The organism is Brevundimonas variabilis, assembly GCF_014199945.1.
GTDB lineage: Bacteria > Pseudomonadota > Alphaproteobacteria > Caulobacterales > Caulobacteraceae > Brevundimonas > Brevundimonas variabilis.
In genome coordinates this window covers 340197-367083 of the sequence record NZ_JACHOR010000004.1, presented here as the reverse complement: position 1 = coordinate 367083, position 26887 = coordinate 340197, and the positions used below count along the sequence as shown (strand labels likewise).

The 26887-nt window shown below is 64.4% G+C and carries 26 protein-coding genes; 13 read left to right on the top strand and 13 right to left on the bottom strand.

Annotated features, from left to right (window positions below):
* Positions 1-4: 4 nt before the first annotated feature.
* Positions 5-2005, bottom strand: a complete 2001-nt coding sequence (locus GGR13_RS13125; RefSeq protein WP_183213991.1) for a ParB/RepB/Spo0J family partition protein — start codon at positions 2003-2005, stop codon at positions 5-7.
* Positions 2006-2356: 351 nt separating this feature from the next.
* On the opposite strand from GGR13_RS13125, the gene GGR13_RS13120 reads away from it, so the two are divergent.
* Complete coding sequence (locus GGR13_RS13120; RefSeq protein ID WP_183213990.1) at positions 2357-3925, top strand: hypothetical protein; 1569 nt, start codon at positions 2357-2359, stop codon at positions 3923-3925.
* A 34-nt stretch (positions 3926-3959) separates the two neighbouring features.
* On the top strand, positions 3960-4154 hold the full coding sequence (locus tag GGR13_RS13115) for a hypothetical protein (RefSeq protein ID WP_183213989.1): 195 nt from the start codon (positions 3960-3962) through the stop codon (positions 4152-4154).
* On the opposite strand, the gene GGR13_RS16775 is transcribed toward GGR13_RS13115, so the two are convergent.
* Positions 4151-4276, bottom strand: coding sequence for a hypothetical protein (locus GGR13_RS16775; RefSeq protein WP_281380593.1), 126 nt, complete (start codon positions 4274-4276; stop codon positions 4151-4153). The two genes, GGR13_RS13115 and GGR13_RS16775, sit on opposite strands and share 4 nt — an antisense overlap.
* Before the next feature lie 3 nt (positions 4277-4279).
* Between GGR13_RS16775 and GGR13_RS13110 the strand changes: the two genes are divergently transcribed.
* The 3 genes from GGR13_RS13110 to GGR13_RS13100 all read left to right on the top strand — a co-directional run bounded on the left by GGR13_RS13110 (position 4280) and on the right by GGR13_RS13100 (position 6440).
* Positions 4280-4552 carry a hypothetical protein gene (locus GGR13_RS13110; RefSeq protein WP_183213988.1) on the top strand — a complete coding sequence of 91 codons (273 nt, stop codon included), beginning with the start codon at positions 4280-4282 and terminating at the stop codon, positions 4550-4552.
* 236 nt (positions 4553-4788) lie between these two features.
* Positions 4789-5142 (top strand): helix-turn-helix domain-containing protein, encoded by a 354-nt coding sequence (locus GGR13_RS13105; RefSeq protein WP_183213987.1) that lies wholly within the window; start codon positions 4789-4791, stop codon positions 5140-5142.
* Positions 5139-6440, top strand: a complete 1302-nt coding sequence (locus GGR13_RS13100) for a HipA domain-containing protein (RefSeq protein ID WP_183213986.1) — start codon at positions 5139-5141, stop codon at positions 6438-6440. The genes GGR13_RS13105 and GGR13_RS13100 overlap by 4 nt, the downstream gene beginning before the upstream one ends.
* Before the next feature lie 36 nt (positions 6441-6476).
* Here the strand turns inward: GGR13_RS13100 and GGR13_RS13095 are convergent, their stop codons facing one another.
* The 5 genes from GGR13_RS13095 to GGR13_RS13075 all read right to left on the bottom strand — a co-directional run bounded on the left by GGR13_RS13095 (position 6477) and on the right by GGR13_RS13075 (position 13975).
* A complete protein-coding gene (locus tag GGR13_RS13095) occupies positions 6477-7964 on the bottom strand; it encodes an integrase arm-type DNA-binding domain-containing protein (protein WP_183213985.1) in 1488 nt (495 codons plus the stop codon).
* 1005 nt (positions 7965-8969) lie between these two features.
* Positions 8970-9899: an NAD-dependent epimerase/dehydratase family protein gene (locus tag GGR13_RS13090; RefSeq protein ID WP_343060414.1), complete on the bottom strand. Its 930-nt coding sequence runs from the start codon at positions 9897-9899 to the stop codon at positions 8970-8972.
* A 23-nt stretch (positions 9900-9922) separates the two neighbouring features.
* Entirely contained in the window at positions 9923-10408 is a 486-nt protein-coding gene (locus GGR13_RS13085) for a cupin domain-containing protein (protein WP_183213983.1), read from the bottom strand.
* Positions 10409-10475: 67 nt separating this feature from the next.
* Positions 10476-11447, bottom strand: a complete 972-nt coding sequence (locus GGR13_RS13080; RefSeq protein ID WP_183213982.1) for an MBL fold metallo-hydrolase — start codon at positions 11445-11447, stop codon at positions 10476-10478.
* A complete protein-coding gene (locus GGR13_RS13075) occupies positions 11447-13975 on the bottom strand; it encodes a TonB-dependent receptor (RefSeq protein WP_221230665.1) in 2529 nt (842 codons plus the stop codon). The genes GGR13_RS13080 and GGR13_RS13075 overlap by 1 nt, the downstream gene beginning before the upstream one ends.
* Between GGR13_RS13075 and GGR13_RS13070 the strand changes: the two genes are divergently transcribed.
* From GGR13_RS13070 to GGR13_RS13035, 8 genes are all read left to right on the top strand, one after another.
* Complete coding sequence (locus GGR13_RS13070; RefSeq protein ID WP_183213981.1) at positions 13950-14876, top strand: LysR family transcriptional regulator; 927 nt, start codon at positions 13950-13952, stop codon at positions 14874-14876. The two genes, GGR13_RS13075 and GGR13_RS13070, sit on opposite strands and share 26 nt — an antisense overlap.
* A gap of 118 nt (positions 14877-14994) precedes the next feature.
* A complete protein-coding gene (locus GGR13_RS13065) occupies positions 14995-16218 on the top strand; it encodes an MFS transporter (RefSeq protein WP_183213980.1) in 1224 nt (407 codons plus the stop codon).
* A gap of 43 nt (positions 16219-16261) precedes the next feature.
* Positions 16262-17386 (top strand): FAD-dependent oxidoreductase, encoded by a 1125-nt coding sequence (locus tag GGR13_RS13060; protein ID WP_183213979.1) that lies wholly within the window; start codon positions 16262-16264, stop codon positions 17384-17386.
* 15 nt (positions 17387-17401) lie between these two features.
* A complete protein-coding gene (locus GGR13_RS13055) occupies positions 17402-18304 on the top strand; it encodes a VOC family protein (protein ID WP_183213978.1) in 903 nt (300 codons plus the stop codon).
* A gap of 5 nt (positions 18305-18309) precedes the next feature.
* Positions 18310-19470, top strand: a complete 1161-nt coding sequence (locus tag GGR13_RS13050; RefSeq protein WP_183213977.1) for an alpha/beta hydrolase family protein — start codon at positions 18310-18312, stop codon at positions 19468-19470.
* Positions 19471-19472: 2 nt separating this feature from the next.
* Complete coding sequence (locus GGR13_RS13045) at positions 19473-20252, top strand: cyclase family protein (RefSeq protein ID WP_183213976.1); 780 nt, start codon at positions 19473-19475, stop codon at positions 20250-20252.
* Between the two features lie 3 nt (positions 20253-20255).
* Positions 20256-21221: a fumarylacetoacetate hydrolase family protein gene (locus tag GGR13_RS13040; protein WP_183213975.1), complete on the top strand. Its 966-nt coding sequence runs from the start codon at positions 20256-20258 to the stop codon at positions 21219-21221.
* Positions 21222-21241: 20 nt separating this feature from the next.
* Positions 21242-21529, top strand: a complete 288-nt coding sequence (locus GGR13_RS13035) for a DUF2218 domain-containing protein (RefSeq protein WP_183213974.1) — start codon at positions 21242-21244, stop codon at positions 21527-21529.
* 30 nt (positions 21530-21559) lie between these two features.
* Here GGR13_RS13035 and pobA read toward each other — a convergent pair whose 3' ends face one another.
* The 6 genes from pobA to GGR13_RS13005 are packed head-to-tail and all read right to left on the bottom strand — an operon-like array spanning position 21560 to position 26867.
* Positions 21560-22738, bottom strand: a complete 1179-nt coding sequence (gene pobA, locus GGR13_RS13030) for a 4-hydroxybenzoate 3-monooxygenase (RefSeq protein WP_183213973.1) — start codon at positions 22736-22738, stop codon at positions 21560-21562.
* Positions 22735-23676, bottom strand: coding sequence for a Gfo/Idh/MocA family oxidoreductase (locus GGR13_RS13025; protein WP_183213972.1), 942 nt, complete (start codon positions 23674-23676; stop codon positions 22735-22737). The genes pobA and GGR13_RS13025 overlap by 4 nt, the downstream gene beginning before the upstream one ends.
* On the bottom strand, positions 23673-24554 hold the full coding sequence (locus tag GGR13_RS13020) for a class III extradiol dioxygenase subunit beta (protein ID WP_183213971.1): 882 nt from the start codon (positions 24552-24554) through the stop codon (positions 23673-23675). Before GGR13_RS13020 ends, GGR13_RS13025 begins: the two co-directional genes overlap by 4 nt.
* Complete coding sequence (ligA, locus tag GGR13_RS13015) at positions 24554-24964, bottom strand: protocatechuate 4,5-dioxygenase subunit alpha (protein ID WP_183213970.1); 411 nt, start codon at positions 24962-24964, stop codon at positions 24554-24556. The genes GGR13_RS13020 and ligA overlap by 1 nt, the downstream gene beginning before the upstream one ends.
* Positions 24961-25986, bottom strand: coding sequence for an amidohydrolase family protein (locus tag GGR13_RS13010; RefSeq protein ID WP_183213969.1), 1026 nt, complete (start codon positions 25984-25986; stop codon positions 24961-24963). The genes ligA and GGR13_RS13010 overlap by 4 nt, the downstream gene beginning before the upstream one ends.
* The gene (locus GGR13_RS13005; protein WP_183213968.1) at positions 25983-26867 is read right to left on the bottom strand and encodes an NAD(P)-dependent oxidoreductase; all 885 of its coding nucleotides are present in this window, start codon (positions 26865-26867) and stop codon (positions 25983-25985) included. The genes GGR13_RS13010 and GGR13_RS13005 overlap by 4 nt, the downstream gene beginning before the upstream one ends.
* Between the last annotated feature and the right edge of the window lie 20 nt (positions 26868-26887).

The window sequence follows — 26887 nt, the reverse complement described above, 5'->3', positions numbered from 1 at the left end:
GCGGCTATTCAGCCGCGAACGAATAGGCGTCGTCGCTGGGCGCGTCAGCGACTTGGTCCTCCGGCTCCGCCGCATCCGACACCGTCCGCAGCGGAACGGGCAGCCACCCCTTACCCTCCACCAGCCGTTCCGCCGCCTCAGCCATGTCGCTCTTCCTGAACCCGGCGATCCGGCCCGCCTCCTCCGCATTGACGGCCTCCGTCACCGCCTCCAGCACCCGCGTCTTCGGAACGCGCGTGAAGTAGCTGGCCGCCGTCGCCGACCACGTCCCGGTCATATCGAGGCCGACCACCGTCGCCAGCGTCTCCGCATGCGCCAAGGCGCCGGGTCGCCGGTCGTGGGGGTCTCGCACGGCGTAGAGGCCGACCCCGGCGCAGCAGGCCATTAGGTCCAACTGGTCCGATGGCGCCAACCCGAACACCACACCCCACAGGTCCTCGGCCCGCTCGGGCAGTCGCGCGCCCCAAGCCTCGCACCGGTCGCGAACCCGCCGACCGGCAGGGCCGTCATCCACCCCCGGCGCCAGCCGCTCCAGACCGCTGACGGACAGTCGAAGCTGAAGCGGCGTCCCGAGGCCATATCCCGGATAGAAGACCTGCAGCGTCAAGGCGTGAACCACGGTCGCCAGTGCCGCGCCCACATCGGCCTGTACCGCGTCGCGCAGGCCCATGGTCTTGTGGGCCGTGAGGTCGATGACCAGCCGGTCGGACAGGGCGCTCCCGACCTCTTCCGGCTGCGACGCGCGGCCACCTCTCTCGGCGTCGGCATCGCCACCGTTGTCCTCGACCGCCTCCACCTCCGGCGGCGGCACCACCGCGTCCTCGGCGCGAACCAGTCCGCGCTCGAAACGGGCCAGTCCGTCGTGGCCGAGCATCACCATGACGCCAGCTCGCGCCTTGGCTTCGGCGGCGTAGTCGAAGTCAGGGCCGAAGGCCTGCAAGGCCTTGTCGATCTCCTCCAGCCGCGCATCCGCTTCGGGCGACAGCCCCTCCGCGCCCGCCTCGGAGACGATCCGGTCATACTCCTCCGACAGAGCCGTGATCTCGGCGGTGTCCGCCTCCGACCGTTCGACGGCCACCGGATAGACCCGCCCAAAGGCCGAGACGTCCGGATAGTCCAGGGCGGGCTCCGCCCACTTCCAGCCCTCCCGCTCGCGCGCCTCGTCGGCCAGCCCGGCCAGCTTCTCGCTGACCAGCCGGTCCAGCAGGACCACGTCCTCCAGCCAGCCGCCGCCGTCCTCGGTGAACAAATCCCGGAGGATTCCCCCGCCTTCGGCCTCATAGGCCTCGACGCCTACGAAGCGGACGCGCCGGTCGCCGACGCTCACCTTGGCCTCGGTCATGGCGCGGCGGATAGCGTAGGCCGGGGTATGGGGGCCGACCTGCTCCAGCACCTGCCGCTGCCGGTCCTGATCATCGCTGACGCAGAAGGCGGTCAACTGGTCCAGCGTCAGCGTCCCGGCCCGGTAAGCCGCCATCAGCTCCGGAGCCGCTGACCCGAGCCGAAGGCGCTGACGCACGACATGGGCGGTCACCCCGAACCGGACGCCGATCTCCTCGGGGCCATAGCCCTTCTCGACGGCCAGCCGCTGGAAGGCCTCGAACTGATCGGCGGGATGCATGGCCTCGCGTGTCATGTTCTCGTCGAGGCTGATCTCATGGGCGTCGTTCTCGGAGTCCACGATCACGCGCACAGGATGGGTGCGCTTGATCGCCTTGCGCTTGGCCAGCAGCCGAAGCCCCTGACGGCGCCCCTCGCCGATGGTGACGAGGTAGTTCCCGGTCGGAACACCCTCCCCGTCCCGCTCGACCTCGACCACGGGCGGCTGCAACACCCCCTTGGCCCTGATCGAGGCCGCGAAGGCCTCGATGGTCGCCGGGCTGTGGGGCGTCTTCCTCGCATTCTTCGGCGAAGCCTTGAGCCGATTGAGCGGCACGGTGATTTCCGCGCCGTGCGCGGGGGTGGTCGCCTCGGTCGCGACGGTTTCGGTGGACTGAGCAGTCATGTCTACCTCCTTTGTGCGTGGGTTGCAGGCACGCGAACTGCGCGCCTGAAACCCTGCCCGTCGGCGAGACCGGGGTAGCAAGGGCCAGGGCGGACCGTCCGGAGGGGGATCGCCCGACCTGCACAAGCCTGACCCTGATGATGATCATGATGACGATCGCCGGCGCGGAAGGTCGGGGAGACCGGTCGGTCCGGCGGCGAAGCCGCTTCACCCTGACCCGCGCGAGGGCGGAGCCCTTAGCTCTGTCGACCTGGGCGGCGGAGCTGTCTTCGACGCGACCGTTTATGTCGTAGCGTCGGCGTTGAATCGAACTGGGCGTGAGCGGCGATTCGCCTGCTCCGGGATCGCGACATGAACTGGCAGACCTTCGATCTGAATATCCCGGATGTCGCGTCCGCGACGGACGAGGAGCTTGAAGCGCTGTTTCCCGAACTCGACGGTCGCTGGTCGCGTCAAACCCACGCGCTGATCAAGGCGCACGGCGCCACCGGGCTGGACCTCGACCAGAACTGGGCCGGCGTTCCCCAATGGTGGGCTTGCCCCTGCTGCCTACGCGCCAAGGTCGAACTGGTGCGGATGAACACGAACGGGGTGTTGATGGCGCATCTGCACGAGCACCATGACCATATCCACGAATACATGGCCCACCGCCTCCAGGCGCGTTACGGCAAGGAATGGCCTCGCGGAATTCCCCCAGGGACCTATGAGCTCGAACACTCCGGCTCGGTGATGATCGAACGGTTTCAGCGCACTTTGGTCTGCGAGGAGTGCAACACGGCGGACGCCGAGGCCAAGTCGCGATCATCCCGGATCGATGCCTATTTCAGTTTCCGCCTCGGCGAGATCGCCTCCTTCATCAAGCCTCATCCCAATAGGAAGCACGACGTCGACGCCGACCAGGCGCAGGAGATCTGGGAGACGGAACGGTCGGACTTCCAACAGCGGATCGCTTTGGCCGATCACCTGCTGGAGCATATCCATCAGGGTGCGATCACCCGGGAACGAACACGTGGCGTCCCGGGCTGGCCCTTCAGCTATGATGCCATGGCGCATCAGGCGCTGATGCGGGCAGACGGCGCCTATGACGCGATCGGTGTCGCGCGCGACGCACTCGTCAACCGCTCGATCGCCCGGGACGGCGTCGGCGCCTCGCGCCCCAGGACCGACAAGGCCGGACCCCGACCGACCCCGCAGGAGGTGGCGGCGCATGACGGCGGACAGTATCCGGCGAACTGGGTGTTGGCTGGTCCGGATTGGCGCTGCGCCGCGTGCGACAGAGATCGCGCCGACATTCTGCGACGGTCCAGGAAGTCGGGCCGCCGTTGGTCCGGCGATATCCGGCCTCACACCACCTATCTGTATGGACCGTGCCCGACTTCATGCCAGGCCGACGCCGTTGTCGTGGCTCACGAAAGTCGCTTCATCTGTGATTGTTGTGCCTCTCTTCTGGGTTGGCTCAGGTCCCAGGAAGCGGGCGCCGCGCCCAGGGCGCTGGGGCTGACGCTGGAGGATATGAGGCTCTGCAGCGACGCCGGCCCCAACCGCCAGCATATCCCGGATCTCGAACGGCTCAGGACGGCGGCGGCCGCAGCGGAGAAGGTCGCCCCCTCGATCACCGCCTACCACGGACGATTGGCCGTCGCGATCGCGCCGCGGCAAACCTACCACTATTTCCTCGGGCGGAAGCCGGGAGACTGGGCCTTCGCATGGCGTGAGGTTGTCGGCCGCTATGGACGGATGTCGCAAGGGGAAACCCTGGACGCCGCCCGGGACCGCATGCGCACGCTTACATCTCTGGCCGATCGTCTCGCGCCTCTGGATAGCGGGCCCACGCCCTTGCCCTCTCCGCAGGGATCGCCTTCGGCCGAGGCCATCAGGGCCTTCTCCGCAGATGTTCTGCCCCGTATCAACTGGGGATAAGGGATCGAGCGGTCTTGCCGGTATACCCGGGCCCATGATCGACGAGATCGCCCTGTACCGCTACGGCCTGGCGGCCTGCCTGCATGTGCCGATCGCTGCTGTCGACGAGACGGCGGTCACGACCTATGTCGGCGACGTTCTGCAGGCCGTCGGCGGCCAGCGCAGGGCGTTGCTGGTCGCGCGCGTCGGCCGGAGGCGCCCGACCCGCGCCTTCCGGTCTGGGCCCTAGCCGGCAGCGAGATCCTGCATCAGCCCCTGCAGCTTTGGGTCGATGTGACCTGCACCCGGTACCGGCAGGCGTGGTGCGCCGCCTTCCCCGATCACGCGCTCCGCGACCAGGTTCTGAGCCACGCGATGAACCGTCGCGTCGCCCGGCTCAAAGGCTTTCGGTTCGTCCGCCTGACCCCGACCTGGCGCTCGGCCAATTCCAGCGCCGCCGTCTCCGAACGCTGGGCGGTTGCGCTGCATGGCCAGCCGAGCCAGACCGCCGCCAATCTGCGGCGCGGCGCCGCGATCCAGTATGCCGATGTGACGGACCTGATGCTGATGCTCGACCTGCGCCTGGGCGGCGGCGTGATGGATCGCGTCAACGAGGGACGCGCGTTGTTTCGGCCCCGCCCCGACTGATCGTCGGCCACCGTGTGACGATGAGGCTGGCGGTCGCAAACTGACGCGCTTGCACGCAAATACCTCGCGGTCGCATGATTAGCCGCAAGTCGTCACTTCTGGCGACATAGGGAGAAGTATCGAGATATCTCGCCATAAGTGGCGATTTATGCGATATGTGAATATCGCCCTTTAAATCGCCATTATTGACGACTTAAATCCTGATACCCCATATATCTCGCCGAAGGTGGCGAATTATGAAGATCACGAACCTTACCACAGACGATGCGGTTCTCGAGGAGTTTGGCCGTCGCATGGCCGAAGCCCGGCTGGCGAAGGCGATGACGCAGGCGCAGTTCGCCCTGGCCGCAGGCGTCTCCAAACGGACGATCGAGCGGCTGGAAGATGGCGGATCTGTCCAGGTCGCCAATCTCATCCGCTGCCTGCGCGCGCTCGACAAGCTCGAAGGGCTTGACCGCCTGGTTGCTGAAACGCCCCCCAATCCGATCGACCTGCTGGAACGACAAGGCAAGACCCGTCAACGCGCGCGGCCGGACGCCGATAGCGGCGCCGGCAGCGGCGCGCCTTGGACTTGGGGAGACGAAACGTGACGACCCTCGCCGAGGTCCGCCTTTGGGGCCGCCGGATCGGCGCTGTCTCACTGGAGGACGGCGCGGAGGTCGCGACCTTTGCCTACGACCCGGCCTTCGCCACAAGCGGCATCCAGGTGGCGCCGCTGATGATGCCACTCGGCCCGCAGGTCTTCAGCTTTCCGGGCCTGAACCGCGAGAGCTTCCATGGTCTGCCGGGGATGCTGGCGGATTCCCTCCCCGACAAGTACGGCAACACCCTCATCAACGCCTGGCTGGCGACGCAGGGCCGCACGCCGGAGAGTTTCAACGCCGTCGAACGCCTCTGCTACACCGGGCCGCGCGGCATGGGCGCGCTGGAGTTCGCGCCGGCGGTCGGCCCCCGGCCCCGCAAGGCAGCCAAGATCCAGATCGACGCCCTGGTCGCGCTGGCTTCGGAGGTGCTCAGCCACCGCAACGACCTTCAGACATCGTTCGCCGACAGCAAGAAGGCCGACGCCTTGCGCGAGATCCTTCGGGTCGGCACCTCGGCCGGCGGCGCCCGCGCCAAGGCGGTCATCGCCTGGAACGCCGCCACCAACGAGGTGCGGTCGGGCCAGGTCGAGGCCGGGGACGGCTTCGACTACTGGCTGCTCAAGTTCGACGGGGTGAAGAACAACAAGGATCGCGAACTGGCCGATCCGGAAGGCTATGGCGCGGTGGAGTACGCCTATGCGCGGATGGCCGCCGCGGCCGGGGTTCAGATGGCCGAATGCCGCCTGCTCGAAGAGGGCGGCCGGCGTCACTTCATGACCAAGCGGTTCGACCGCCTGCCCGGCGGCGGCAAGCTGCACATGCAGTCGCTGGCGGCGGTGGCCCACTACGATTTCTGCGACCCGAACGCCTATGCCTACGAACAGGCATTCCTGGTCATCCGCCAACTGGGCCTGCCCATGGCGGCGATCGAGGAACAGTACCGGCGCATGGCCTTCAACATCATCGCCCGCAATCAGGACGACCACGTCAAGAACATCGCCTTCCTGATGGACCGATCCGGCGCCTGGTCGCTGTCACCGGCCTACGACATCACCTGGAGCTACAATCCGACCGGCCTGTGGACGGCGCGGCATCAGATGTCGATGAACGGAAAGCGCGACGGCTTCACCTTCGACGATTTCGACTCCAGCGCCCGCACCGCGTCGATCAATGCGCGCCGCGCCCGGGCGATCGTCCAGGAGGTCCGCGACGCGGTCGAGCGGTGGCCGGAGTTCGCCGACGCCGCCGGCGTCGGCGCGGACTGGCGCAAATCCATCGATCCGTCACTGAGGACGGTGCTCTAAGTCGACCGCCCGTCGCCTTGTTTGAGCGCGCCTCGGTTACGGGCGGGTGGTTGAGGTCCGGCTTCGCCGGGACGGCGCATCGATCAAAACCGACGGCAGGGCATGCACGGCCAGGCGCGCCGCCTGAACCTCAAGCTTGCGGATCGCTGCCCGAGGTCCGGCCTTCAGCCGAACTGCATCCGGATCTTCCGCCATCAGATCGTCCAGCAAAGTGCGACTGGTGCTGTTGAGCCACCGGCTCAGTTCGTCACTGGACGGACGCCCGCGTTTTACCGCGGCGCCGATGAAGAAGACTGACAATCGCTCCTGCTGGGCGCGCAGATGATCCCGCATCAGCTTGGATCGCGTGATGTAGCCCGAGTTCACGCCCGGGAGGGCGTGGTTCATCAGCAGATGCATATCGACCTCGCAGACCTCGGCGGCCTGGGCGAGCGTGCGGTAGGTCTGCCGCAGATCGTTTCCCCAGTGGCTCAACACCGACCGATCTTCCTTGTGCTCGGTCATGTGGCCGCACGGCGCGTCGCTGGGGAACAGCCACACCCGGCCGCTGTCCGGATAGATGATTGGGCCGATCCGGCGCAGCCGGAAAATCGACTCCATCATCGCCCGGGACAGGGGGATGTCGAAGGCTTTCATCTCCCCGCCCTTGGGCTTGGACATGTGCATGATCCGGTGTTTCAGATCCAGATCGGTGACGCGGACGTTCTTGAGCACCTCCGGCCGGGACCCCGACAGCAGGGTCATCAAATGGAACTCGCGGCGGATCGGGTTCGTGATCCTGGCAAGCTGGTCGAACCAGCCCGGCAGGTCTGTGACCCCCATAGCGGTGTCCCTGCGCTTCTCCGGGTTCCAGTCGACGGCGGCCGCCGGGTTCTCCGACGGAAGCGCACGGCACGTCTTGCGGGCGTGATTGTAGACGGCGCGGAAGGTGCGCATGGCGCCGTTGGCGATGGCGGGCCCGTTGTTCGCGCTGATCAGGTCGTGACGATCCGCCAGGAGGCGAGGCTCGTCACCGAGCTCGGAGAGCGGCCGGTCGAGCCAGTCCGCGAACAAACGCTCCATATGATCGGTGTACCCCCGGATCGTGGCGGGGCTGCGCTGTTTCCGTTCGAGGTGGGAGACCCTGAACCGCGACCAGGCTTCCCGCAGCGTCGGGACGCCCAACGGCGCGGCGCGCGCAGCCTCGTCCTCGGCCTTCTCGGCGGCCTTGGCCGCGGCCAGAATCTCCACCTTCTTCTTGGGACGCGGATCCTCGCCAGCGGCAATGAGCAGCAGGAGTCCCCTCGCCTTCGCGCGTGCGGCGCGCGTGTTCAACTCGCCGACCTCGCAGACCTTCATCTTGATGGTTGAGCGCGTGCCGTCGTCGCGGCGCAGATCAGCCTGGATGATGAAGGTCTTGGTCGAGGCGCCGATCCGCGCCGCGAAGCCGGGTTGTTCGGTGTCGCGGACCACGATCTGCCCGCTTCTGGCGAAGGGCATGCCGATGAGAATTTTGTCCGTTAGAGCGAGGCGCTGATCGGGCATTTTGCTGACGTTTTCGGCGTTAGGACGGTGCCGAAATCCCCCATTAGGACGGTGATTAGGACGGTGAACTCCGGCTCGAAGAGTCTGTTTCTCGAAATGCGAAGAACACGCCAAATCTGCGCTAGGGGATATAAAATGTCCATTACTTCAATTGCTTGATCGTGCTCTAGCGTGCAATCGGCGGGGTCCGGAAAACCGAAGAACGGGTTCTCTTAATCAGCGGGTCGTTGGTTCGAACCCAACATCGCCCACCATCGTTTCGTCATAAAATTCAAAAGTTTCCGCAACCCTTCCCGCCCTTGTTCGAGCTGGAGATTTTAGCCGGGGTAACCGGCTGGGTAACTTGTGGGTTTTCGCCCCAAAGAAGCAGGGCAGTGGCAATCCTGATTGAGCGCGCAAACAGAGAGGGCCGGTGGCGCCGAGAGACCGTCATGCGAGCCAAATATCCAACGTCCGCTTCGCGCCAGATGCGGACATTCAGCTCGTTCCAAGAAGCGGACTTTGGACAGCGTCGCAGATGAGGGCTGCTTTGCTTACTCTGATGCAAAGCCAATGATCCGGACGCGGACCGCTAGTCCGAACGTCCTCGCGAGCGCGCCTGTTGGCCTCGCTGCCCGTCGGCGATCGCGGACCAAACCTGTTCACGGCCGACCGTTTCACCCGCTGTAAGCCAGCGCGAGGGCGACGTCGTCCACATCGAGGCGACGCGCCTCCATGGCGGCTCGGACCTCCTCGCCTCCCTGGGCGGTCGCGACTTCCGCGCGGTCGGCGACAGCATTTTCCAGCGCCTGCTATCCCTTGCCTCGGGCGAACCTTCGGCATCCGAAGCCCTCGGCATGGGCGACGCAGAGTTCGTGCCGTGGCAACGCGGCGCCTATCTCTGACATCCAGATGTTCCGGTCTGGTGTTGTTTCACGCACGCAAGCCCCGGCCGCGCCCGTTTCTTTTGTCGGCTGGCCGTCAGCACGAACCGATCAACCATCGCCGACAGATCCAGCAGACGGTCTAGGCCTGGTCCATCGCGCGCTCGATAAGGGTTGCCAAGTCTCCGTCATGACGAAACCCCAGAGCATCGGCACTCTGCGTCGAAAGCTCGGGCTGGCGACCAAACTGCGCCGTGATGTCGGCATCCGGTCGGAAATCGATGGACGCCTTGCTGTCCGGAAACCTCCTGCACAGGCCATCAACGAGGTCGCCAAAGCGTATGCGCTGGGCCGGCAGGGTGAAAACGCGGCGATCGCTGTCCCGCAACGTCGCGACGGGCAAATTCGCAGCATGAATCAGAGCATCAACACAGGCCTGGACCGAGAGCAGCCAGGTCGTCCCGTCTCGGGGGACCGGCAGGATCAAGTCCTGACCCTGCGCGACGGCGTGGAATACTGAGTTCAGAAAGACGGACTTCAGCCGCGCGTCGGCGCCGGGCCGGGCGACCACCCCCGGCAGGCGCAGCGCTATGCCGTCGATCCAGCCTCGTGCGCTCATCTGATCCAGCGCGATCTCCATCATGCGCTTCTGCGCCCCATACACGAGCGTCGGGCGGGTTTCGCTTGCATCCTCGATCCGCCTTGCGTCCGAGGGGCCGAAAACGGCGATCGAACTGGCGAATATGACTCTCGGGGGCTTTTCGGGTGCACGGAGGGCATCAAACAAGGAGAGGGTCGCATCAATGTTGATACGGCGCGCCAGGTCCGGGTTTGCCTCCGCTGCGCCACCCAGAACTCCCCCCAGGTGAAAGACCAGATCAGGCGCGTCTTCCACCAGGCGCCCGAGGATGGCTTCTTCGGCGAAATCTCCCTCGACCACCCGCACACGCGGGTCATCCGGTGGCGAGTGGAGCGACAGGTCGCACAGGACAAACCGCGCGGCCCTCAGCTTCGGCTCCGTCAGAAGGCGCCGCACCAGATGGCTCCCGATGAAGCCACCGGCACCGGTCACGAGAACCGTAGGATCTGTCCGGTTCACGGATGAATTTCGGGGAGCACGCGGCCCTCGACCTCGATCGGCAGGGCCTCGATCAGGACGAACACGATACGGCAGACTGTATCTGCTGACGGATTGCGCCACAGGTGATTGGTCGCGCGCTGGACTACGATATCGCCGGGGTTCAGGCCGACAACCTCGCCTCCGTCCAGCTCCAGTTCCAGCTGGCCAGACATCACGATGCCATAGTCGATCGACCAGCTCCGGTGCATCGGCGACGCGCGTCCGGGCAGCATGTCCACGATCCGGATCACCGATCCGCCCTTCAGCGTCTTGCCTGCCGCCAGTTCGCCGTCGGTTTCTGCATTCAGGTCGGCGGGCACAGCCGGCGTGGCCCAGACCAGACGGAACGCAGCATCACCGCTGTCGATCGGAACGGGCAGAAGCGCTTCATCGCTGCGAACGATCGACCGTCCCCGAACGTCGTGTGCCGTCACGATGCGGCGAAAGCTCTCGTGGGTCATCGGTCCATTTCCGAAAGGTGAGGAGGCGGTTGACGGCAAATGTTCCGAACCCTGCCTCCCGAAAGGATCAAAACCTGTCCAGGTCGTTGGCGAGGGTCACCGTGCCGCTGAAGCGAGAGTGAATCTGCGCGACATAGCCCTGGTTGGCCTGGGCATTCGGCGTTCCGCCGGCGAAATGCGTGACCACCACAGCCTTCACGCCCGCACCGGCAGCCAGTTGACCGACCGCTTCCGGAGTCAGGTGATGGGTGGAGAGGTGTTGCTCGAGCCGACCTTTCGCGTCCGGCAACATGTCCGGTGAATTGCGTGCGACCGTCGCCATCGTGCTCGGCAGGTCAATCATCTCGCTGACAAGCAGATCGGCACCGCTTGCGAGGGCTTCCACTGCGGAACTGGGACCTGTGTCACCCGTGTAGACGATGGATCGGCCCGGCAGATCAAAGCGCAGCGAAAGCGACTTGTAGAGGCGATCCTCCTCGCTACCCGGCGCAAAATCATAGTGGGTGTTCTGGGCGGCGGTCACGACCATGGCACCGACCTCCGCCCGATCACCATCTTCGAGTTCAGTCACCGTCACGCTTTCGGCAGGGGTCTGCCAGGATTGCCCGGGGATGCCATAACCCGCCCGAGCGGCTGGCTGCATCGACGCGACGATTCCGTTGACAAGATCCTGCGTCCCCGGCGGGCCGTAGATCGTCAGCCGCTCCGTCAGACTGGTCTGGTTGCGCAGACTGAGAAGTGCGGCCAGCCCGCCCGTATGGTCGGCGTGAAGATGGCTCAGGAACACGGCCTTGACCTGGCGCAGCTGCAGGCCGGCGCGAGCCAATTGCTGAACCGAACCGTCCCCGACATCGACCAGATAGACGAGCCCGCCGTGAACTATGGCGTTGGAGGGTTGGGAACGATCGGGGCTGGCAACAGGCCCCCCCATCGTTCCCAGAGTGATGAACACACCCTCAGCGGGCGGCAGACTCTGCGCGACAGCGGGGCTTGCCAGAAGGATCCCGACCATCGTTGCGCAAAGCAGGCCCGACTTCATCAGAACTCGTACCCCACTCTGACACCGAAGGTGCGGGGTGGACGCAGGGTTCCGACGGAAAAATCGAGGATCGGCCGTGTGCCGGCGCGCGAGAGCACCACTTCGTCGGTGATGTTGTTGATGAATCCGGTCACGCTCCAACCCTTCGGAGTGTTCACAGTGACAAAGGCATCGGCCATGGCGAACCCGTCCTGCGTCTCCTCCGGACGGAAGTTCGAGTTCATGAACCGACTGCTTTCGATATTGCCCCGGACGCCTGCGACCACCTCGAGATCGTTTGAAAGTTCAAACGTGCGTTCATAGCCCACGTTGATCGCCCAGTTGGGGGAGTTGACGGTCGGCTTGCCGGAACAATCGATGTCGTAGAAGCGTGCTCCGTTCACGCCGGGATTCGCTGCCCGACTCCCGACAGTCGTACAGCCGGTGATCACGGGAGCGCCCGTGGGCGAGAAATTCGCTGTGATCAGGCTATCGTATTCGCCATCAAGGTACTGGACATTGAGGTTGAACAGATCGTTCGGGGTGGGTGCGAAACGCGCCTCGAACTCTGCGCCATAGATCGTCGATTTACCCGCGTTGACAGTGGTCGATCCCTGGGCGAACAGGCCGTTGCCGGTGCGCACGCCGCCGACAAACGTGATCTGCTGATCCTGGTAGTCCCAGTAGAAAGCTTCGACGTTGAGCTGCAACCTGTTGTCGAGGAATCGGTTCTTCGAGCCAACCGTGTAGGCAGTCAGTGTCTCAGGCTCGAACGTGTTGTTCGGTGGCGCTGCGACGAAGAAGCCCCCCGATTTGAAGCCGGTCGAGATGTTCGCGTAGACCAGGGATGCCGGGCCAGCATCAAACTCCAGCCCGCCTTTCCAGGTGAATTTTTCAAAGCTGAGGCTGCCGGAGAACGGTGCGCTCAGAGGGGGCTCAATCGGGCCAGGTAATCCTCCCGACGCAATAGACGTCAGTTGTTCCTTGTCTTCGCGTGTATAGCGTCCCCCAGCCACAAACCTGAACCGGTCAGTCACATCGAAAGTCAGCTGGCCAAATGCGGCGAGGCTTTCGGTCTCCAGCTGCGGGGTAAACCGCGTCGTCGATATATTGCCCTGACGGAAGAAGTTTTCTGCGGTCTGTTCCTCGCCGAAATAGAACCCGCCAACGACATAGCGAAGTCGCCCATCCTCGTTGGATGCCAGACGCACCTCGAGCGAGGTCTGCTCGGCGAGATCGACCACGTCCGCGGCAAATCCCGGCAGATAGCTCCGGAAATCGACGTCGGACTTCCGCCAGGACGGGATGACCGTCAGGACACCGAAGCCAAGATCGCCGGTCAGGGTCCCGCTCACACCGTAGAACTTGTTGTCCAGGAAGCCGTCGCCCTGGGCTTCCGAAATACAGCCGCTGTTGATGAAATTGCCGGGTCCGCCGCAGAAGGGCGGGGCGAAGAGTGTGGAAGCGAAAGTGCGAATAGCCGCCCTCGCCGGTGCGTCCGAAATGGACACGCGGTCTTCCAGTGGGGGTGTCGCGAACCTCGCATTGGGCAGCAAGACCGCTCCCGACCCTTTGCCATGCTGATTGTAGTAGTCTGCGACCAGCGTCATCGACCAGCGGTCTGACGGCTCGAACAGCAATGACGCGCGCACGGCCTCCCCCCGATCGTCATCATATCCATCGGAGATATAACCGTCGCGATCCACGACCTGGCCTGCAAGGCGGAGGGCGACGGTGTCACTGATCGGCAGATTGACCGCAAGCGACGCCTTTTTCGCAGAGTAGTTGCCAAGCTCGAAGAGGCCCTGGCCGCTGTAGACCCCCAGCTCCGGCGTGTTTGGCAGGACGTTGATGGCACCGCCCGTGGCGTTACGGCCGTACAGGGTGCCCTGAGGTCCTTTCACGACCTCGACACGCTGCAGGTCGTAGAAGACGCCGGCCGGGGCCGTAGGGCGGCCGACGTAAACACCGTTGAACGAGAAAGCGATCGCGTTTTCCGAGAATGAATTCTGGGAGTTGGTGCCGACGCCACGCAGAAAGAAGCTGGTGGTTCCCCCGGTGGGCTGCACCACGAGTGACGGAACGAGCCTGCCGAGATTGGAGGTCTCCGTAATGCCCGCATTCTCGAGATCCTCACCCGCGACGGCGGAGACCGGGACAGCTGCGCGCTGCAGGCTTTCGCTGCGACGCTGGGCGGTCACGATGATGTCTTCAAGGCCGACGGCGTCGTCCTGTGTCGGTTGGGCCGGCGTGGCCGCCTCCTGGGCAGCAACCGCGGTTGCAAGCGCCAGCGTCATCGCAGCAACGGACGTCATCAAGGTGTAGCGCATTCGGTTGTCCCTCCCTCGACCGTCACGACCTGTGGCACCCGACCTGTCTGGGTCGATCGGTTCGCCACGAACGTGAAGGCACATGTCCCTAAGTGTGAGCCCGGCTCCTTGCTGGACCGGTTGTGGCGGAGCCGAACACGGTTTAATCAAGCTGTAAAATGGATTTGATGGATCGAAACCATCGGTCCAGCCGATGGATAGGCCAGCAATGCGGTTCAAGGGTCTGGATCTGAATCTCCTGGTCGCGCTGGACGTGATGCTGGAGGAACGCAGCGTCTCCAGTGCGGCGCGACGCCTGTTTCTCAGTCAGTCCGCGACCAGCGGTGCGCTGGCGCGGTTGCGCGAGCATTTCTGCGATGACCTGCTGATCCCGGTCGGACGCCAGATGATGCCCACCCCGTTCGCCGAACGGTTGGTCGAACCGCTCCGCAACCTGATGCTGCAGATTGACGCCACGGTCAGTCCTGGTCAGGCTTTCGATCAGTTGACGTCCCGCCGCGTGTTCCGCATCGGCTGTTCGGACTATATCACGGAGGTGCTGATCAGCCGCCTGATCCCTCGTGTGGCAGAGGCCGCTCCGCGGGTCGTGCTTGACGTTGTGGCCCCCGGGGACGACCAGACAGGCTTGCTGGAAGCGGGCGAAATCGACGTGCTCGTGACGCCGACGCTGTTTCTTGCCAGGGGCCATCCGCACGAGCCCTTGTACAACGAGGGCCACGTCGTCGTTGCCTGGTCGGAAAACACGCTACTCGCCGATGGGCGGATGGATGCCGAACGGTTCCGCAGCATGGGTCACGTCGTGGTGCGCTTCGGGCGCGTCCGGGCGAGTTCGATGGCGGAGACCTGGCTTGACACCCATGTCCCAGACCGCAGGATCGAACTGGTCGCTCCTGCCTTCATGCACGTCCCCCGGATGATTGTCGGCACCCAGCGTATCGCCATCACGCATGAGCGCCTGGCCCGAATGCAGGCGAAGCTTCTCCCGATCCGCCTGTTCGACCCGCCCTTCGATATGCCGGTCCTGCAGGAGACCATCCAGTATCATCGTGCGCGTCAATCCGACGGTGGTATCCGCTGGCTGGCCGACATGTTGCACGCCAGCGTGGCCGACATGATCTAGCCGCCACCCATCGTGATGATCGATACATTCGATCCAATCAATCGATTTGTCAGACAGCCGATCTGACTCCTAGCCTTGTCCGGTCGAGCTCCAGCATAGGCGACGACGGGGAGGCATCATGGGCAATTCAGAGGCTGCGGCGAGGCGCGCCGGATCACCACAGGGCATTGTGCTGATCCTGGCAGCGACGCTGTCGGTCATGGGCGTGCTCGTCATAGCACCGATCCTGCCGCAACTCATGGCGGCCTATGCAGACGTGCCTGGCATCGCGTTCCTCGGCCCTGTGATCCTGACCGTCCCGGCGGTCTGCATTGCCCTGTTCTCGCCTTTTGCAGGCTGGCTTGCGGATCGGGTCGGCCGTCGCAAGATGCTGATTGCCGCCATGCTCCTGTATGCGCCGCTGGGGGCCGCGCCGCTTTTTCTGGATGATATCTACGCCATTCTGGCCAGTCGGATCGGTGTGGGTCTGACCGAAGCCGTCATCATGACGACATCAACCACCCTGATGGGCGACTATTTCGACGGCAAGCGCCGCGACACCTGGGTGGCCTGGCAGGTCGGCATCTGCTCCATTGCCGCAACCGGACTGCTCCTGCTGGGCGGACTGCTGGGGTCAATCGACTGGCGGGCACCGTTCATCGTTTATCTGTCGGCCTGGGGGCTCGCCCTGGCCACGGTTCTGCTGACCTGGGAGCCCGCGCCTCGCACGATGCACGGAGAAGAGGGGGCGGCCAAAAGCACGCCCTTCCCTGTCCGGCTGCTGGCTTTGATCTGTGCCGTGACCTTTTTCGGTGGCGTGGTGTTTTACATCGTGCCGATCCAGCTCAGCGTCGTCCTGGGCCAGCAGGGGATCACCAATCCGGCGGTCATTGGCGGCTCTGCTGCATTCGGATCGCTGGGCGTGCCCCTCGGGTCGCTGATCTTTCGCCGCCTGTCAGGCATGGGAACAGGGCTCATTCTTGGAGGTGCCTTCCTGCTGGCCGGAGTCGGCCTGGTCATCATGGGCATCAGCGGGACCTATGAGCTGACCATGACGGGCGTGCTGATCAACCAGCTCGGCTGCGGCATCATCCTGCCCACGCTGCTGGCCTGGGTCATGGCGTCTCTTCCGCCAGAAGCGCGAGGACGCGGAATTGGCATCTGGACGGGCACCTTCTTCATCGGCCAGTTCTTCAGCCCGATCCTGCTGACCGTGGGGTCCAAGGCCCTGGGAAGCGTCGGCCAGGCCGTTGTCGCCTGTGGCGTCGCAGCCCTGGTCTGCGCTGCGATCGGCCTGATCGCGGCGATACGAGCCCACAGGGCCACCACGACCCTGAATGCGACCAGCGGCGATCCGGCATGACTCGCCCGCACTGCAAAAACACACGCCAACTCGAGGCCGCGGCATGAGCCTTTCACCCAATCTCAGGATCCTGATCATCGGCGGAGGAATCGGCGGGCTGACGTCTGCCATCGCCCTGGCGCAGCAGGGCTTTCGCGCGGACATCATCGAGCGGGATCCCACCTGGTCGGTCTACGGCGTCGGCATCATCCAGCAGGGCAATGTCATTCGCACCATGACCCAGCTGGGACTGATCGATGACTACATCGGGGCCGGCTTCGGGTTCGACCATGTCGAGGTCTATCTGCCAACCGGCCAGAAGCTCGCCCATATCCCGACCCCAAAGCTTGTCCAGGGCTACCCCTCCAATGTGGGCATCGGCCGCCCGGCGCTGCACAAGGTCCTCGGAGACCGTGCCAAACAGGCCGGTGCCGACATCCGGCTTGGCGTCACCGCCGAACTGGACGACGACGGGGACGGCGTTACGGCCCGGTTCAGCGACGGGACGACCGGCCGCTATGACATCGTGATCGGTGCCGACGGCCTCTATTCCCAGACCCGTCAGCAGATATTCCCGGAGGCGGCCGGTCCGGCCTTCACAGGCCAGTCGGTCTGGCGATACAATTTTGCACGGACGCCGGACGTTACGGGCCTTCAGGCCTACGAGGGCAAAACCGGCATCGGCCTGGTCCCCCTGTCCGACAGTCTGATGTACATGTACGTCACCACGCCCGAGCCGGAAAATCCCAGGTACGAACGCGACACCCTGGCCGCTTCCCTGCGCGCCAAACTGGCCGACACCCCATCGCCGGCGATCCGGACGCTGGTTGACCAGATCACAAGCGACGATGACGTGGTCTACAAGCCGCTGGAATGGATCTTCCTGGAGGGTGACTGGCACAGGGGTCGGGTCGTGCTGCTGGGCGACGCGGTTCATGCGACCACGCCGCACCTCGGCCAGGGTGCCGGGATGGCGATCGAGGACGCCATCGTCCTGGCCGAAGAACTGGCCCGGGCTGACGACATAGAGACTGCCTTCGTCGCCTTCCGCAACCGACGCCACGAACGCTGCAGATACATCGTCGAGTCATCGCTCGCGATTTGTCACAGCCAGCTTGGCAAGGGCCCGCCCGTCGAACAGGCCGTGGCCACCCAGGACATGTTCCGCGTCGTCGCCGCACCGATCTGAACCCGAGGATTACCCATGCACAGAGTGTCTGACATCCGCTACGTCGGCTACGGCGTGACCGACCTGGCCGCCGAACGCAAATTCTACGCCGAGACCTGGGGCCTGCGCGAAGTAGGCGAAAAGGACGGCATGATCCATTTTGCCGCCCAGGGTGATGACGAGCTGTACGTCGTGCGTTTGCGCCCGTCCGAGCGGAAACAGATCGACATCATCGCGTTCGCTGCCGACACCCGCGCTGACGTCGACGGCCTGCACGACCAGGTAGTGGCGTCGGGCTGCAGGATTGTCTTCGCCCCGCGCGAACTGGAAACCCTGGGCGGCGGCTATGGCTTCCGCTTCTTCAGTCCCGATGGTCTGCCGTTCGAGGTGTCCAGCGATGTTGCTGTCGGCGAGGCCCGCGAACTGACCCGCTGGGAAGGCATCCCGGTCAAGATCAGCCACATCGTCCTGCATTCGCCCAAGCACAAGGACGCCGTCGCCTTCTTCTGCGATGTGCTGGGCTTCAAGGTCAGCGACTGGCTTGGCGATTTCATGTGCTTCCTGCGCTGCAACGAGTGGCACCACCGGCTGGCCTTCCTGCCCGGGCCGCCCTGCCTGAACCACGTCGCCTATGACGTGCTCAGCATCGACGACATGATGCGCGGCATCCGGCGTCTGAAGGAAAACGCCATCGACCTGCGATGGGGTCCCGGCCGACACACTGCCGGCAACAATACCTTCAGCTATTTCGTGAGTCCCGGCGGGTTCACGGTCGAATACACGTCCGAACTGGAACAGGTCGACGACGACACCTGGGTGGCACAGACCCATATCCCGAGCGCCGAGACCATGGACCAGTGGGGCGTCGGCTCGGGCGGACCCCAGACGATGCCGCATCCGGAACCGGACTCGGCCCTGTTCCAGCCCGTGGGGATCTGATCGCAATGGCCCTGTTTGAATACTTTCCCAACTACGTCTGGAACCTGTCGGTCGCGATTGCCGTCGAGAGCGGCGGCCAGATCGGCGAGATCGTCGACATGTGCAAACCGCTGCTGGAGGCAGCGGCCAACGGGGAGGACGCGGGCACCCTGCGGTTCTCCGAGGAGTGGGTGAAGAAGGCCGATACCCTGATCAGCCTCGCCGATGAAGATGAAGCGCGGGGCCGGGCCTTCTCCGCCGGCACCAAGCTGGAGCGCGCGGCGCTCTACCTGCTTTCGGCCGAACGGATGCAGGGCCACGGCAACCCGGGTCGCGTCGAAACATTCGCGAAGGCCCAGGACGCGTTCAAGAGGGCGATGGTTCTGGGCAATACCGGCATCGAGCGGGTCGAAATTCCGTACGAAGGCTCCACCTTTCCCGCCCTCTACCACCGCGCGCCCGGCGAGGGACCGCGGCCGGTCGTGATCTACTGCAACGGCCTCGATAGCTCGAAGGAGCTGCTATACTGGAGCCGCCTGCATCAGCATCTGGCCCGACGCGGCATCTCGGCCCTTCTGGTCGATCAGCCGGGCACAGGCGAGGCGCTGCGCCTGAAGAACCTGCCGGCGACGCCCTATTCCGAACGCTGGGCCACCCCTGCGCTGGAATGGCTCCTGACGCAGGACGACGTCGATCCGGCCCGCATCGGGATGACCGGCATTTCGCTGGGTGGCCACTACGCCCCCCGCGCGGTCGCCTATGAGCCGCGCTTCGCTGCGGGTGCCGTCTGGGGTGCCAACCACAACTGGGCCGAGGTTCAGCAGAAACGTCTGCGCCGCGAGGGCGAGAACCCAGTCCCCCATTACTGGAGCCACGTCATGTGGGTGTTCGGTGCCACCGACATGGACGACTTCCACACAAAGACTGCCGACATGCACCTGAACGGCAGCATGGAGCGCATCAAGGTTCCCTTCCTCGTCACGCACGGCGAGCGCGATCGACAGATCGGACTCGAGTATGCGCACCAGAGCTTCGATCAGCTGACCAACAGTCCGCGTCGCGAGTTGAAGATATTCACCGACCGCGAGGGCGGGGTGGAACATGTCGGAGCCGACAACATGTCCTTCGGCCGCGACTATATCGCGGACTGGTTCGCCGACACGCTCGGCGGCAGGACAGGCGGCTGAGCATGGCGCGTCGCTTCGTCGACCTTTCGATCCATCTCGACAACGAGACGGTCGTTGACCCGCCCTTCATGCGGCCCAAGATCACCTATCAGACCCATGCCGAAACGGTGGCGGAGGCACAGACCTTCTTTCCGGGTGTGACGGCCGAACAGTTCGCCGGCGGTCTCGGCTTTGCCGCATCCGAAACCATGACCCTGACCACCCACAACGGCACCCATATGGATGCGCCGTGGCACTATCACCCGACGATGAACGGGGGTGAGCGGGCCATCACCATCGATGAGGTGCCGCTTGAGTGGTGCTTTCAGCCGGGCGTCAAGCTGGACTTCCGCCACCTGCCCGACGGCCATGTCGTCACGGGTGCCGAGGTCGAGGCCGAATTGGCCCGCATCGGCCACACGCTGAGCCCGCTGGAGATTGTCCTCGTCAACACCGCTGCCGGTGCCGCCCTCGGCACGCCGGCCTTCCTCGGTTCCGGTATCGGCATGGGACGCGAGGCGACGCTCTATCTGCTGGAGCGCGGCGTACGCGTCACGGGTACCGACGCCTGGTCCTGGGACGCGCCCTTCTCCCACACGGCAAGGCGCGTGGCAGAGACCGGCGACAACTCCCTGATCTGGGAGGGACACAAGGCCGGTCGCGATATCGGCTACTGCCACATGGAAAAGCTGGCGAACCTGGACACCCTGCCACCCACGGGTTTCACCGTCTCCTGCTTCCCGCACAAGGTCCGGGGTGGCTCTGCTGGCTGGACCCGCGCTGTCGCCATCTTCGAGGACTGAGGCATGAAGCTGGCCACTCTGGATGACGGCAGCACAGACGGACGTCTGGTTGTCGTGTCCCCGGATGCAGAACGCGCTTTGCCGGCCGGGCAAGACTGGCCGACGCTGCAATCTGCGCTCGATCGATGGTCCGAGGCCGAGCCGGAACTTCGACGTGTGGCCAGGCTGCTGGACATGGGAGAGGGGCCCCCCCTGCCCGCAGGCTCGATCCTGGCCCCCCTGCCTCGGGCCTGGCAGTGGCTGGATGGGTCTGCCTATCGCAGTCATGGCGAATTGATGGAGCGGTTGTTCGGCACGGCGCCCCCGCCAGCGGGTCGCCCCCTCATGTATCAGGGCCTGTCACACCAGTTCCTGTCCGGCACCGCAGACGTGCCCGTGCTCCGCGAAGAAGACGGGATCGACTTCGAAGGCGAGTTTGGCGTCGTGACCGACTTCGTGCCCATGGGCGTCACGCCGGACGAAGCGATGGGCCACATCAAGCTGGTCGTGCAGATCAATGACTGGTCGCTCCGCACCCTTGCCCCTGTCGAGATGAAGACCGGCTTTGGCTGGGTTCAGGCCAAGCCCGCCTGTTCCATCGCCCCCTTCGCGGTAACACCCGATGCCCTCGGCGAGTTCTGGCAGGACGGGCGCGTGCACTTGCCCTTGATCGTGCACTGGAATGGAAAACCGTTCGGCGCGCCGCTAGGCGGAGCGATGGGCTTCGGCTTTCATGACCTGATCGCGCATGCCGCCTCCACGCGGTCCCTGTGCGCCGGAACGATCATCGGCTCGGGAACCGTGTCCAACGATGACTACCGCACGGTCGGATCGTCCTGCATCGCCGAGCGCCGGGGCATCGAAATGCTGGATGAAGGCGCGCCGCGTACCAGCTACATGAAGTTCCAGGATACCGTGAGGATGGAGGCGACCCTGCCCGACGGATCACCGCTGTTCGGCCCGATCGATCAACGCGTCGTCGCTGCCTGACTACCGCTTCGGAGAAAGCCATGCCTGCCAGCACTGCCCGCGTCGCGACGGCTCATGGCCGGAAATACATGACGCAAGTGGCCAAGCACTGGAGCCACCGGTTCCCGGAGCTGACCTACGACGAAAACCGCGCCGATGTCCCCTTGCCAGGGGGGACCCTGACCATCACGGCTGACGAAACCGGCCTGACCCTGATGCTCTCGGCATCGGATGCCGCGGGCCTCAAACGCATGCAGGGCGTTGTGGTCGAACACCTGAACCGGTTCGCGTTTCGCGAAACCCTGGTCTACGCCTGGATCGAGGATTGATCGATTATCCGCCGACCGGAAAGAGCATCCCTACAGCGGCAGTCCCACATAGTTCTCGGCGATCGCCGCCTGGGCAGACCTTGACCCGGCGATATAGTCCAGTTCCGCTTGCTGCATGCGCCGGTCAAACGGACTGGTCGCCGGAAAGCGGTGCATCAGCGTTGTCAGTTGCCAGCTGAACCGCTCCGACTTCCAGACCCGCGCCAGGGCTCTGTCCGAATAGCCGCCGATCCCGGTGCCATCCCCTGACCTGAAATAGCGGATCAGGGCATCGGACAGATAGGTCACGTCAGAGGCCGCCAGATTCAGCCCCTTGGCCCCCGTCGGCGGGACGATATGGGCCGAGTCTCCAGCCAGAAACAGCGACCCGTATCGCATCGGCTCGAACACGAACGACCGCAGCGGCGCGATGGATTTCTCGATGGCTGTGCCCCGCGTCAGATGGCGGGCAGCCTCCGGCCCGAGGCGCAGTGCCAGCTCGTCCCACAGGCGATCGTCGGGCCACTGGTTGATGTCTTCATCGACCGGCACCTGGATGTAGTAGCGGCTGCGGGACGCCGATCGCATCGACGCCAGCGCGAAACCGTTCGGATGGTTCGCATAGATCAGTTCGTGATGGCAGGGCGGGACATCCGCGAGAATGCCCAGCCAGCCGAACGGATAGACCTTCTCGTACGTCCGGCCCGCAGACTCCGGGATGGCCTTCCTCGAAGGGCCGTGAAACCCGTCGCAACCGCAGATGAACCGCGCATCCAGTCGATGCTCCACGCCGTCTTTTGAATAGGTCAGATACGGTGCCTCGGTCTCGATGTCGTGGAGCGCGACATCACCGGCCTCGTAGACAATCTCCAGACCGCGATCCTCTGCTGCGTCCATCAGATCGCGGGTGACCTCGGTCTGACCATAGACAGTGACCGTCTTGCCGGTCAGTTCGCCCACATGGATGTGGATCAGCTTCTCCCCATCAGCGAGGTAGAATCCGTCGTGCGGCAGCCCCTCGGCCTTCAGCCGCTGGTCTATGCCCAACCTGTGCAGAAGGTCCGTAAGGGTCGCCTCCAGGACGCCGGCCCGAATGCGTCCAAGCACATAGTCGGCGCTGGCCCGTTCGACGATGACGACGTCGATACCCTCTAGTCGCAAAAGATGCCCCAGCAGCAGGCCGGCGGGACCGCCCCCGACGATCGCAATCTGCGTTCGGCGCCGGCTCATGCGGCCAGTTGTTTCTCGAGCTGATCCAGGACCCGGTAGCAGGCCAGCACCTGAGCGACGGAGCTGTTGGGCTCGCGCCCCTCGCGGATGGCCGCCAAAAACTCGCGATCCTGCAGCTCGATGCCGTTCATGGACACATCGATGCCCGACACATCGACCGGCTCTTCCTTGCCCGTGAACAGATCGTCGTAGCGAGCGTTCCAGGTTCCGTTGTCGCCGATATAGCGGAAGTAGGTCCCCAGAGGACCGTCGTTATTGAAAGAAAGGGACAGGGTGCAGATCGCGCCACTGTCGGCCTTCAGCTGAATCGACATGTCCATCGCGATTCCAAGCTCGGGGTGGTGCGGCCCCTCGATGGCATTGGCCTTCACGATCGGACCGCACTGATAAGCGAACAGATCGACCGTATGCGCCGCGTGGTGCCACAGCAGGTGGTCGGTCCAGCTGCGGGGCTGGCCCTTGGCGTTCATGTTCTTTCGGCGAAAGAAATAGGTCTGGACGTCCATCTGCTGGATGTTCAGCTCTCCGGCCCTGACCTTGTTGTGGATGTACTGATGGCTGGGATTGAAGCGCCGGGTATGACCGACCATGCAGACCAGCCCGGTCTCGCGCTGCTTGTCGAAGACGGCCTCGGCATCGGCAAGACTGTCGGCGAGCGGGATCTCGATCTGGACATGTTTGCCCGCCTCCATGCACGCGAGGGCCTGGGCCGCATGCATCTGGGTCGGCGTGCACAGTATGACAGCATCGACCTCGGGCATGGCCAGGCTTTCGGCCAGATCGGTTGTGACGTGACCGATGCCATATCTTTCAGCAACGGCCGCGGTCGCGTCCAGGGTCCGGCCGATCAGGCTGACCACCTCGACGCCGTCGATCAGTTTGAGGCCATCCAGGTGCTTTTCACCGAAAGCCCCTGCGCCGGCGAGAGCGATCTTCATGCTGCGGCTCCCACACCTTCGCCTGAGGCTTCGGCGTCGGGAACCGGACGTAGCACGATGTGGCCGACCGCCGTGTTCGATGCCGGCACATGATAGTGGCGGTGCAACTGCTCGGTCGTCTGCCCCATGGCACCGCGCATGATCAGCCACATGACCATCTCGATTCCTTCGGAGCCGGTCTCGCGCAGATACTCGATATGAGGGATGTAGCGCAGCGCATCGGTCGAACCCGAAAGCTGGTCGAGAAACCGGTTGTCCCATTCGCGGTTGATCAGACCGGCGCGCGGGCCCTGCAACTGATGGCTCATGCCGCCCGTCCCCCAGACCTGGACATTGAGATCCTCGGGATAGCTCTCGACGGCACGCCGGATGGCCTCGCCCAGCGACCAGCAGCGGTTGCCCGAAGGCGGCGGATAGGTGACCACGTTCACGGCCAACGGGATGACCCGGCACGGCCATTTGTCGACCTTGCCGAACATCATCGACAGCGGGACCGTCAGGCCGTGATCGACCTCCATCTCGTTGATGATGGTCATGTCGAACTCGTCGAGGATGGCACTCTGGGCGATGTGCCAGGCGAGATCAGGATGGCCCTCGACGACCGGCACCTGGCGCGGTCCCCAGCCTTCGTCGGCGGGCGTGAAGCTTTCGGCACACCCGATGGCAAAGGTCGGAATGAATTTCATGTCGAACGCCGTCGCATGGTCGTTGTAGACCAGGATGACGACGTCGGGTTTCTCCTGCTCCTCCCACTTCCGGGTCCAGTCGAAACCCGCAAAGGCGGGTGCCCAGTAGTCCTCTCCGGTCTTGTCGAAATCGACGGCAACCCCGAGCGCCGGAATGTGGCTGCAGGCCACGCCTGCAGTGATGCGGGCCATCAGTATTTCTCCTTGATCGAGCGCTGTCCGACGGGGGAACGACCTCCGGCAATCATCATCGCCGTGTAGTCTTCGAAACTCATGTCGGTCATGGTCGACACCGCCTGGGCAAAGCTCTTGCCGTCGGTCGAGAAGAGCTTGGCGAGAAAGTAGATGTTGCCGCCAAGCGACAGGCAGCGATTGAAGTCACGATCAAGAACCGCCTGCTTCTGATCCTCGGTCATCGGCCAGGCATCGAGATAGGCACGCTCGTCAGCCTTGAAGGCTTCACGGTTCGCCGCCTTCATCAGGCTCATGGCGAACTGGTTCAGGTGATAACCCTGACGGGCGCGGGCGGCCGTGAACACACGGGTTCCCGGGATGTCATCCATCTCGGCGAGATAGGCATGAATATCGCGAGGCGCAGTCATAGTCCTCTTTCCTTCAGCTTGGCGTCGAGGCGGGGAAACACGCGCCGCGCATTGCCTTCGAAGATGGCATGGCGCTGGGCATCCGTGATCGGGGCATTGTCGATGTAGCGTTTGGTGTCGTCGAAATACTGACCGGTCCGGGGATCAATGCCGCGGACCGCGCCGACCATCTCGGACCCGAACAGGATGTTCGGTGTCTCGATCACCTGGGTCAGAAGATCGACGCCGGGCTGGTGGTAGACGCAGGTGTCGAAGAAGACATTGTCCATCAGATGCTGTTCGAGCGGCGGCTGTTTCAGCATGTCGGCCAGCCCCCGATAGCGCCCCCAGTGGTACGGAACGGCACCACCCCCATGCGGGATGATCAGCCTGAGGGTCGGGAAATCCCTGAACAGATCGCCCTGGATCAGTTGCATGAAGGCGATGGTATCGGCGGCGATATAGTAGGCCCCGGTGGCGTGCAGGCCCGGATTGCACGACCCCGACACATGGATCATGGCGGGCACATCCAGCTCGACCATCGCCTCATAGAGGGGATACCAGAACCGGTCGGTCAGCGGCGGAGCGGTGAAGTGACCCCCGCCCGGGTCAGGGTTCAGGTTGCAGCCGACGAACCCGAGTTCATTCACGCAGCGACGAAGCTCGGCAATCGAACCGCCCAGGTCAGCCTCCGGGCTCTGGGGGAGCATACAGACCCCGGCGAAGGTTTCCGGATAGAGGTGGCACACACGGGCAACCAGATCGTTCGACACCCTCGTCCAGGCGACGGAGACGTCTTCATCTCCGACATGGTGCGCCATCGTCGAGGCACGCGGGCTGAAGATCGTCAGGTCGGCCCCGCGTTCCTTAAGCAGTCTCAGCTGGTTTAGCTCGATCGTCTCGCGAATCTCATCGTCGGAGATTTCTGGATAGGGCGTTGCCGCCTCGCCCGCTTTGAACGCGGCCTTCTGGGCATCCCGCCAGGCATCATGCTGGGGCGGCGCGGTGGTGTAATGACCATGACAGTCGATAACGAGACTCATGCCGCGGCCCCTCTCGCATGCTCGGTCAAGGCATTCAGCTTCGCCACCAGCCCCTCGGGGGGGGTGCTGATGCCCAGGGCCCCGATCGCCTGTTGAAGTTCGACGGTGGCCCGCGTCATCGCGGCGCGCACGTCGAACGACTCCAGTGTGGCTTCCGATTCCTGCATTTCTGCGGCCCGGCGCAGGCCGTGGACCATCATGCGGTCAAGGTTGTAGTCGAGCCGCGCGCCCCAGTCCGCCCCCGGCCAGCTCGCATCAAGCGAAGACACAACGGCGTCGAGGACATCGGCCTTGTGCGCAGCGATCGCGCATTCAGCCGACAGGGCCTCAATCCCCTTGATCATGACAGACCGGATCATCTTCACGGAAGCAGCCGCGCCGACCGGTCCCTTCAGTTCCGAGACATTGGAAAAGCCGAGCCCCGTCAGATGCCGCACACCGTCTTCGGCATGTGGACCGCTGACGAGCAGAGGCGCGGCACGCCTTTTCGGGTGCACCGGGGACAGCACGGCGACATCGACGTAGCGACCACCGACCGCCTCGATGACGCGGGCAGCAACGCGCTTGGTCTCCGGGGCCACGCTGTTGAGATCCAGCCAGAGCGCGCCGGGGGACAGGCTCATCGCGCCTTCACGGGCCGCAGCCGTCGCCTGGTCCGCTGTCACGAGACAGAGGATGATGTTCGCCCCGGCGACCGCTTCGGCCATGGTGTCACAGCCGACGACACTCAGTCGGGCGAAGTCAGCCTGTTTGGCTTTGCGCGTACCCGCATGGTCGGTCTTGCGATCATAGGCGAGGACCCTACGGCCAGCCTCTGGCCAGCCTTCGACCATGGCCGATGCCGCTTCGCCGAAACCGATGACGGAAACAGGGGTATTCATGACGGGGAAGCTATCGCGTC

Bases quoted from the DNA above. Each gene is read 5' to 3' on its own strand.
- GGR13_RS13115 (WP_183213989.1), top strand. From the start codon at position 3,960: ATGATCGACGAGATCGCCCTGTACCGCTACGGCCTGGCGGCCTGCCTG.
- GGR13_RS13050 (WP_183213977.1), top strand. From the start codon at position 18,310: ATGGCCCTGTTTGAATACTTTCCCAACTACGTCTGGAACCTGTCGGTC.
- GGR13_RS13065 (WP_183213980.1), top strand. From the start codon at position 14,995: ATGGGCAATTCAGAGGCTGCGGCGAGGCGCGCCGGATCACCACAGGGC.
- ligA (WP_183213970.1), bottom strand. From the start codon at position 24,964: ATGACTGCGCCTCGCGATATTCATGCCTATCTCGCCGAGATGGATGAC.
- GGR13_RS13045 (WP_183213976.1), top strand. From the start codon at position 19,473: ATGGCGCGTCGCTTCGTCGACCTTTCGATCCATCTCGACAACGAGACG.
- GGR13_RS13010 (WP_183213969.1), bottom strand. From the start codon at position 25,986: ATGAGTCTCGTTATCGACTGTCATGGTCATTACACCACCGCGCCGCCC.
- GGR13_RS13110 (WP_183213988.1), top strand. From the start codon at position 4,280: ATGAACCGTCGCGTCGCCCGGCTCAAAGGCTTTCGGTTCGTCCGCCTG.
- GGR13_RS13025 (WP_183213972.1), bottom strand. From the start codon at position 23,676: ATGAAGATCGCTCTCGCCGGCGCAGGGGCTTTCGGTGAAAAGCACCTG.
- GGR13_RS13055 (WP_183213978.1), top strand. From the start codon at position 17,402: ATGCACAGAGTGTCTGACATCCGCTACGTCGGCTACGGCGTGACCGAC.
- GGR13_RS13105 (WP_183213987.1), top strand. From the start codon at position 4,789: ATGAAGATCACGAACCTTACCACAGACGATGCGGTTCTCGAGGAGTTT.
- GGR13_RS13005 (WP_183213968.1), bottom strand. From the start codon at position 26,867: ATGAATACCCCTGTTTCCGTCATCGGTTTCGGCGAAGCGGCATCGGCC.
- GGR13_RS13060 (WP_183213979.1), top strand. From the start codon at position 16,262: ATGAGCCTTTCACCCAATCTCAGGATCCTGATCATCGGCGGAGGAATC.
- GGR13_RS13070 (WP_183213981.1), top strand. From the start codon at position 13,950: ATGGATAGGCCAGCAATGCGGTTCAAGGGTCTGGATCTGAATCTCCTG.
- GGR13_RS13035 (WP_183213974.1), top strand. From the start codon at position 21,242: ATGCCTGCCAGCACTGCCCGCGTCGCGACGGCTCATGGCCGGAAATAC.
- GGR13_RS13080 (WP_183213982.1), bottom strand. From the start codon at position 11,447: ATGAAGTCGGGCCTGCTTTGCGCAACGATGGTCGGGATCCTTCTGGCA.
- GGR13_RS13040 (WP_183213975.1), top strand. From the start codon at position 20,256: ATGAAGCTGGCCACTCTGGATGACGGCAGCACAGACGGACGTCTGGTT.
- GGR13_RS13085 (WP_183213983.1), bottom strand. From the start codon at position 10,408: ATGACCCACGAGAGCTTTCGCCGCATCGTGACGGCACACGACGTTCGG.
- GGR13_RS13120 (WP_183213990.1), top strand. From the start codon at position 2,357: ATGAACTGGCAGACCTTCGATCTGAATATCCCGGATGTCGCGTCCGCG.
- pobA (WP_183213973.1), bottom strand. From the start codon at position 22,738: ATGAGCCGGCGCCGAACGCAGATTGCGATCGTCGGGGGCGGTCCCGCC.
- GGR13_RS13020 (WP_183213971.1), bottom strand. From the start codon at position 24,554: ATGGCCCGCATCACTGCAGGCGTGGCCTGCAGCCACATTCCGGCGCTC.
- GGR13_RS13095 (WP_183213985.1), bottom strand. From the start codon at position 7,964: ATGCCCGATCAGCGCCTCGCTCTAACGGACAAAATTCTCATCGGCATG.
- GGR13_RS13125 (WP_183213991.1), bottom strand. From the start codon at position 2,005: ATGACTGCTCAGTCCACCGAAACCGTCGCGACCGAGGCGACCACCCCC.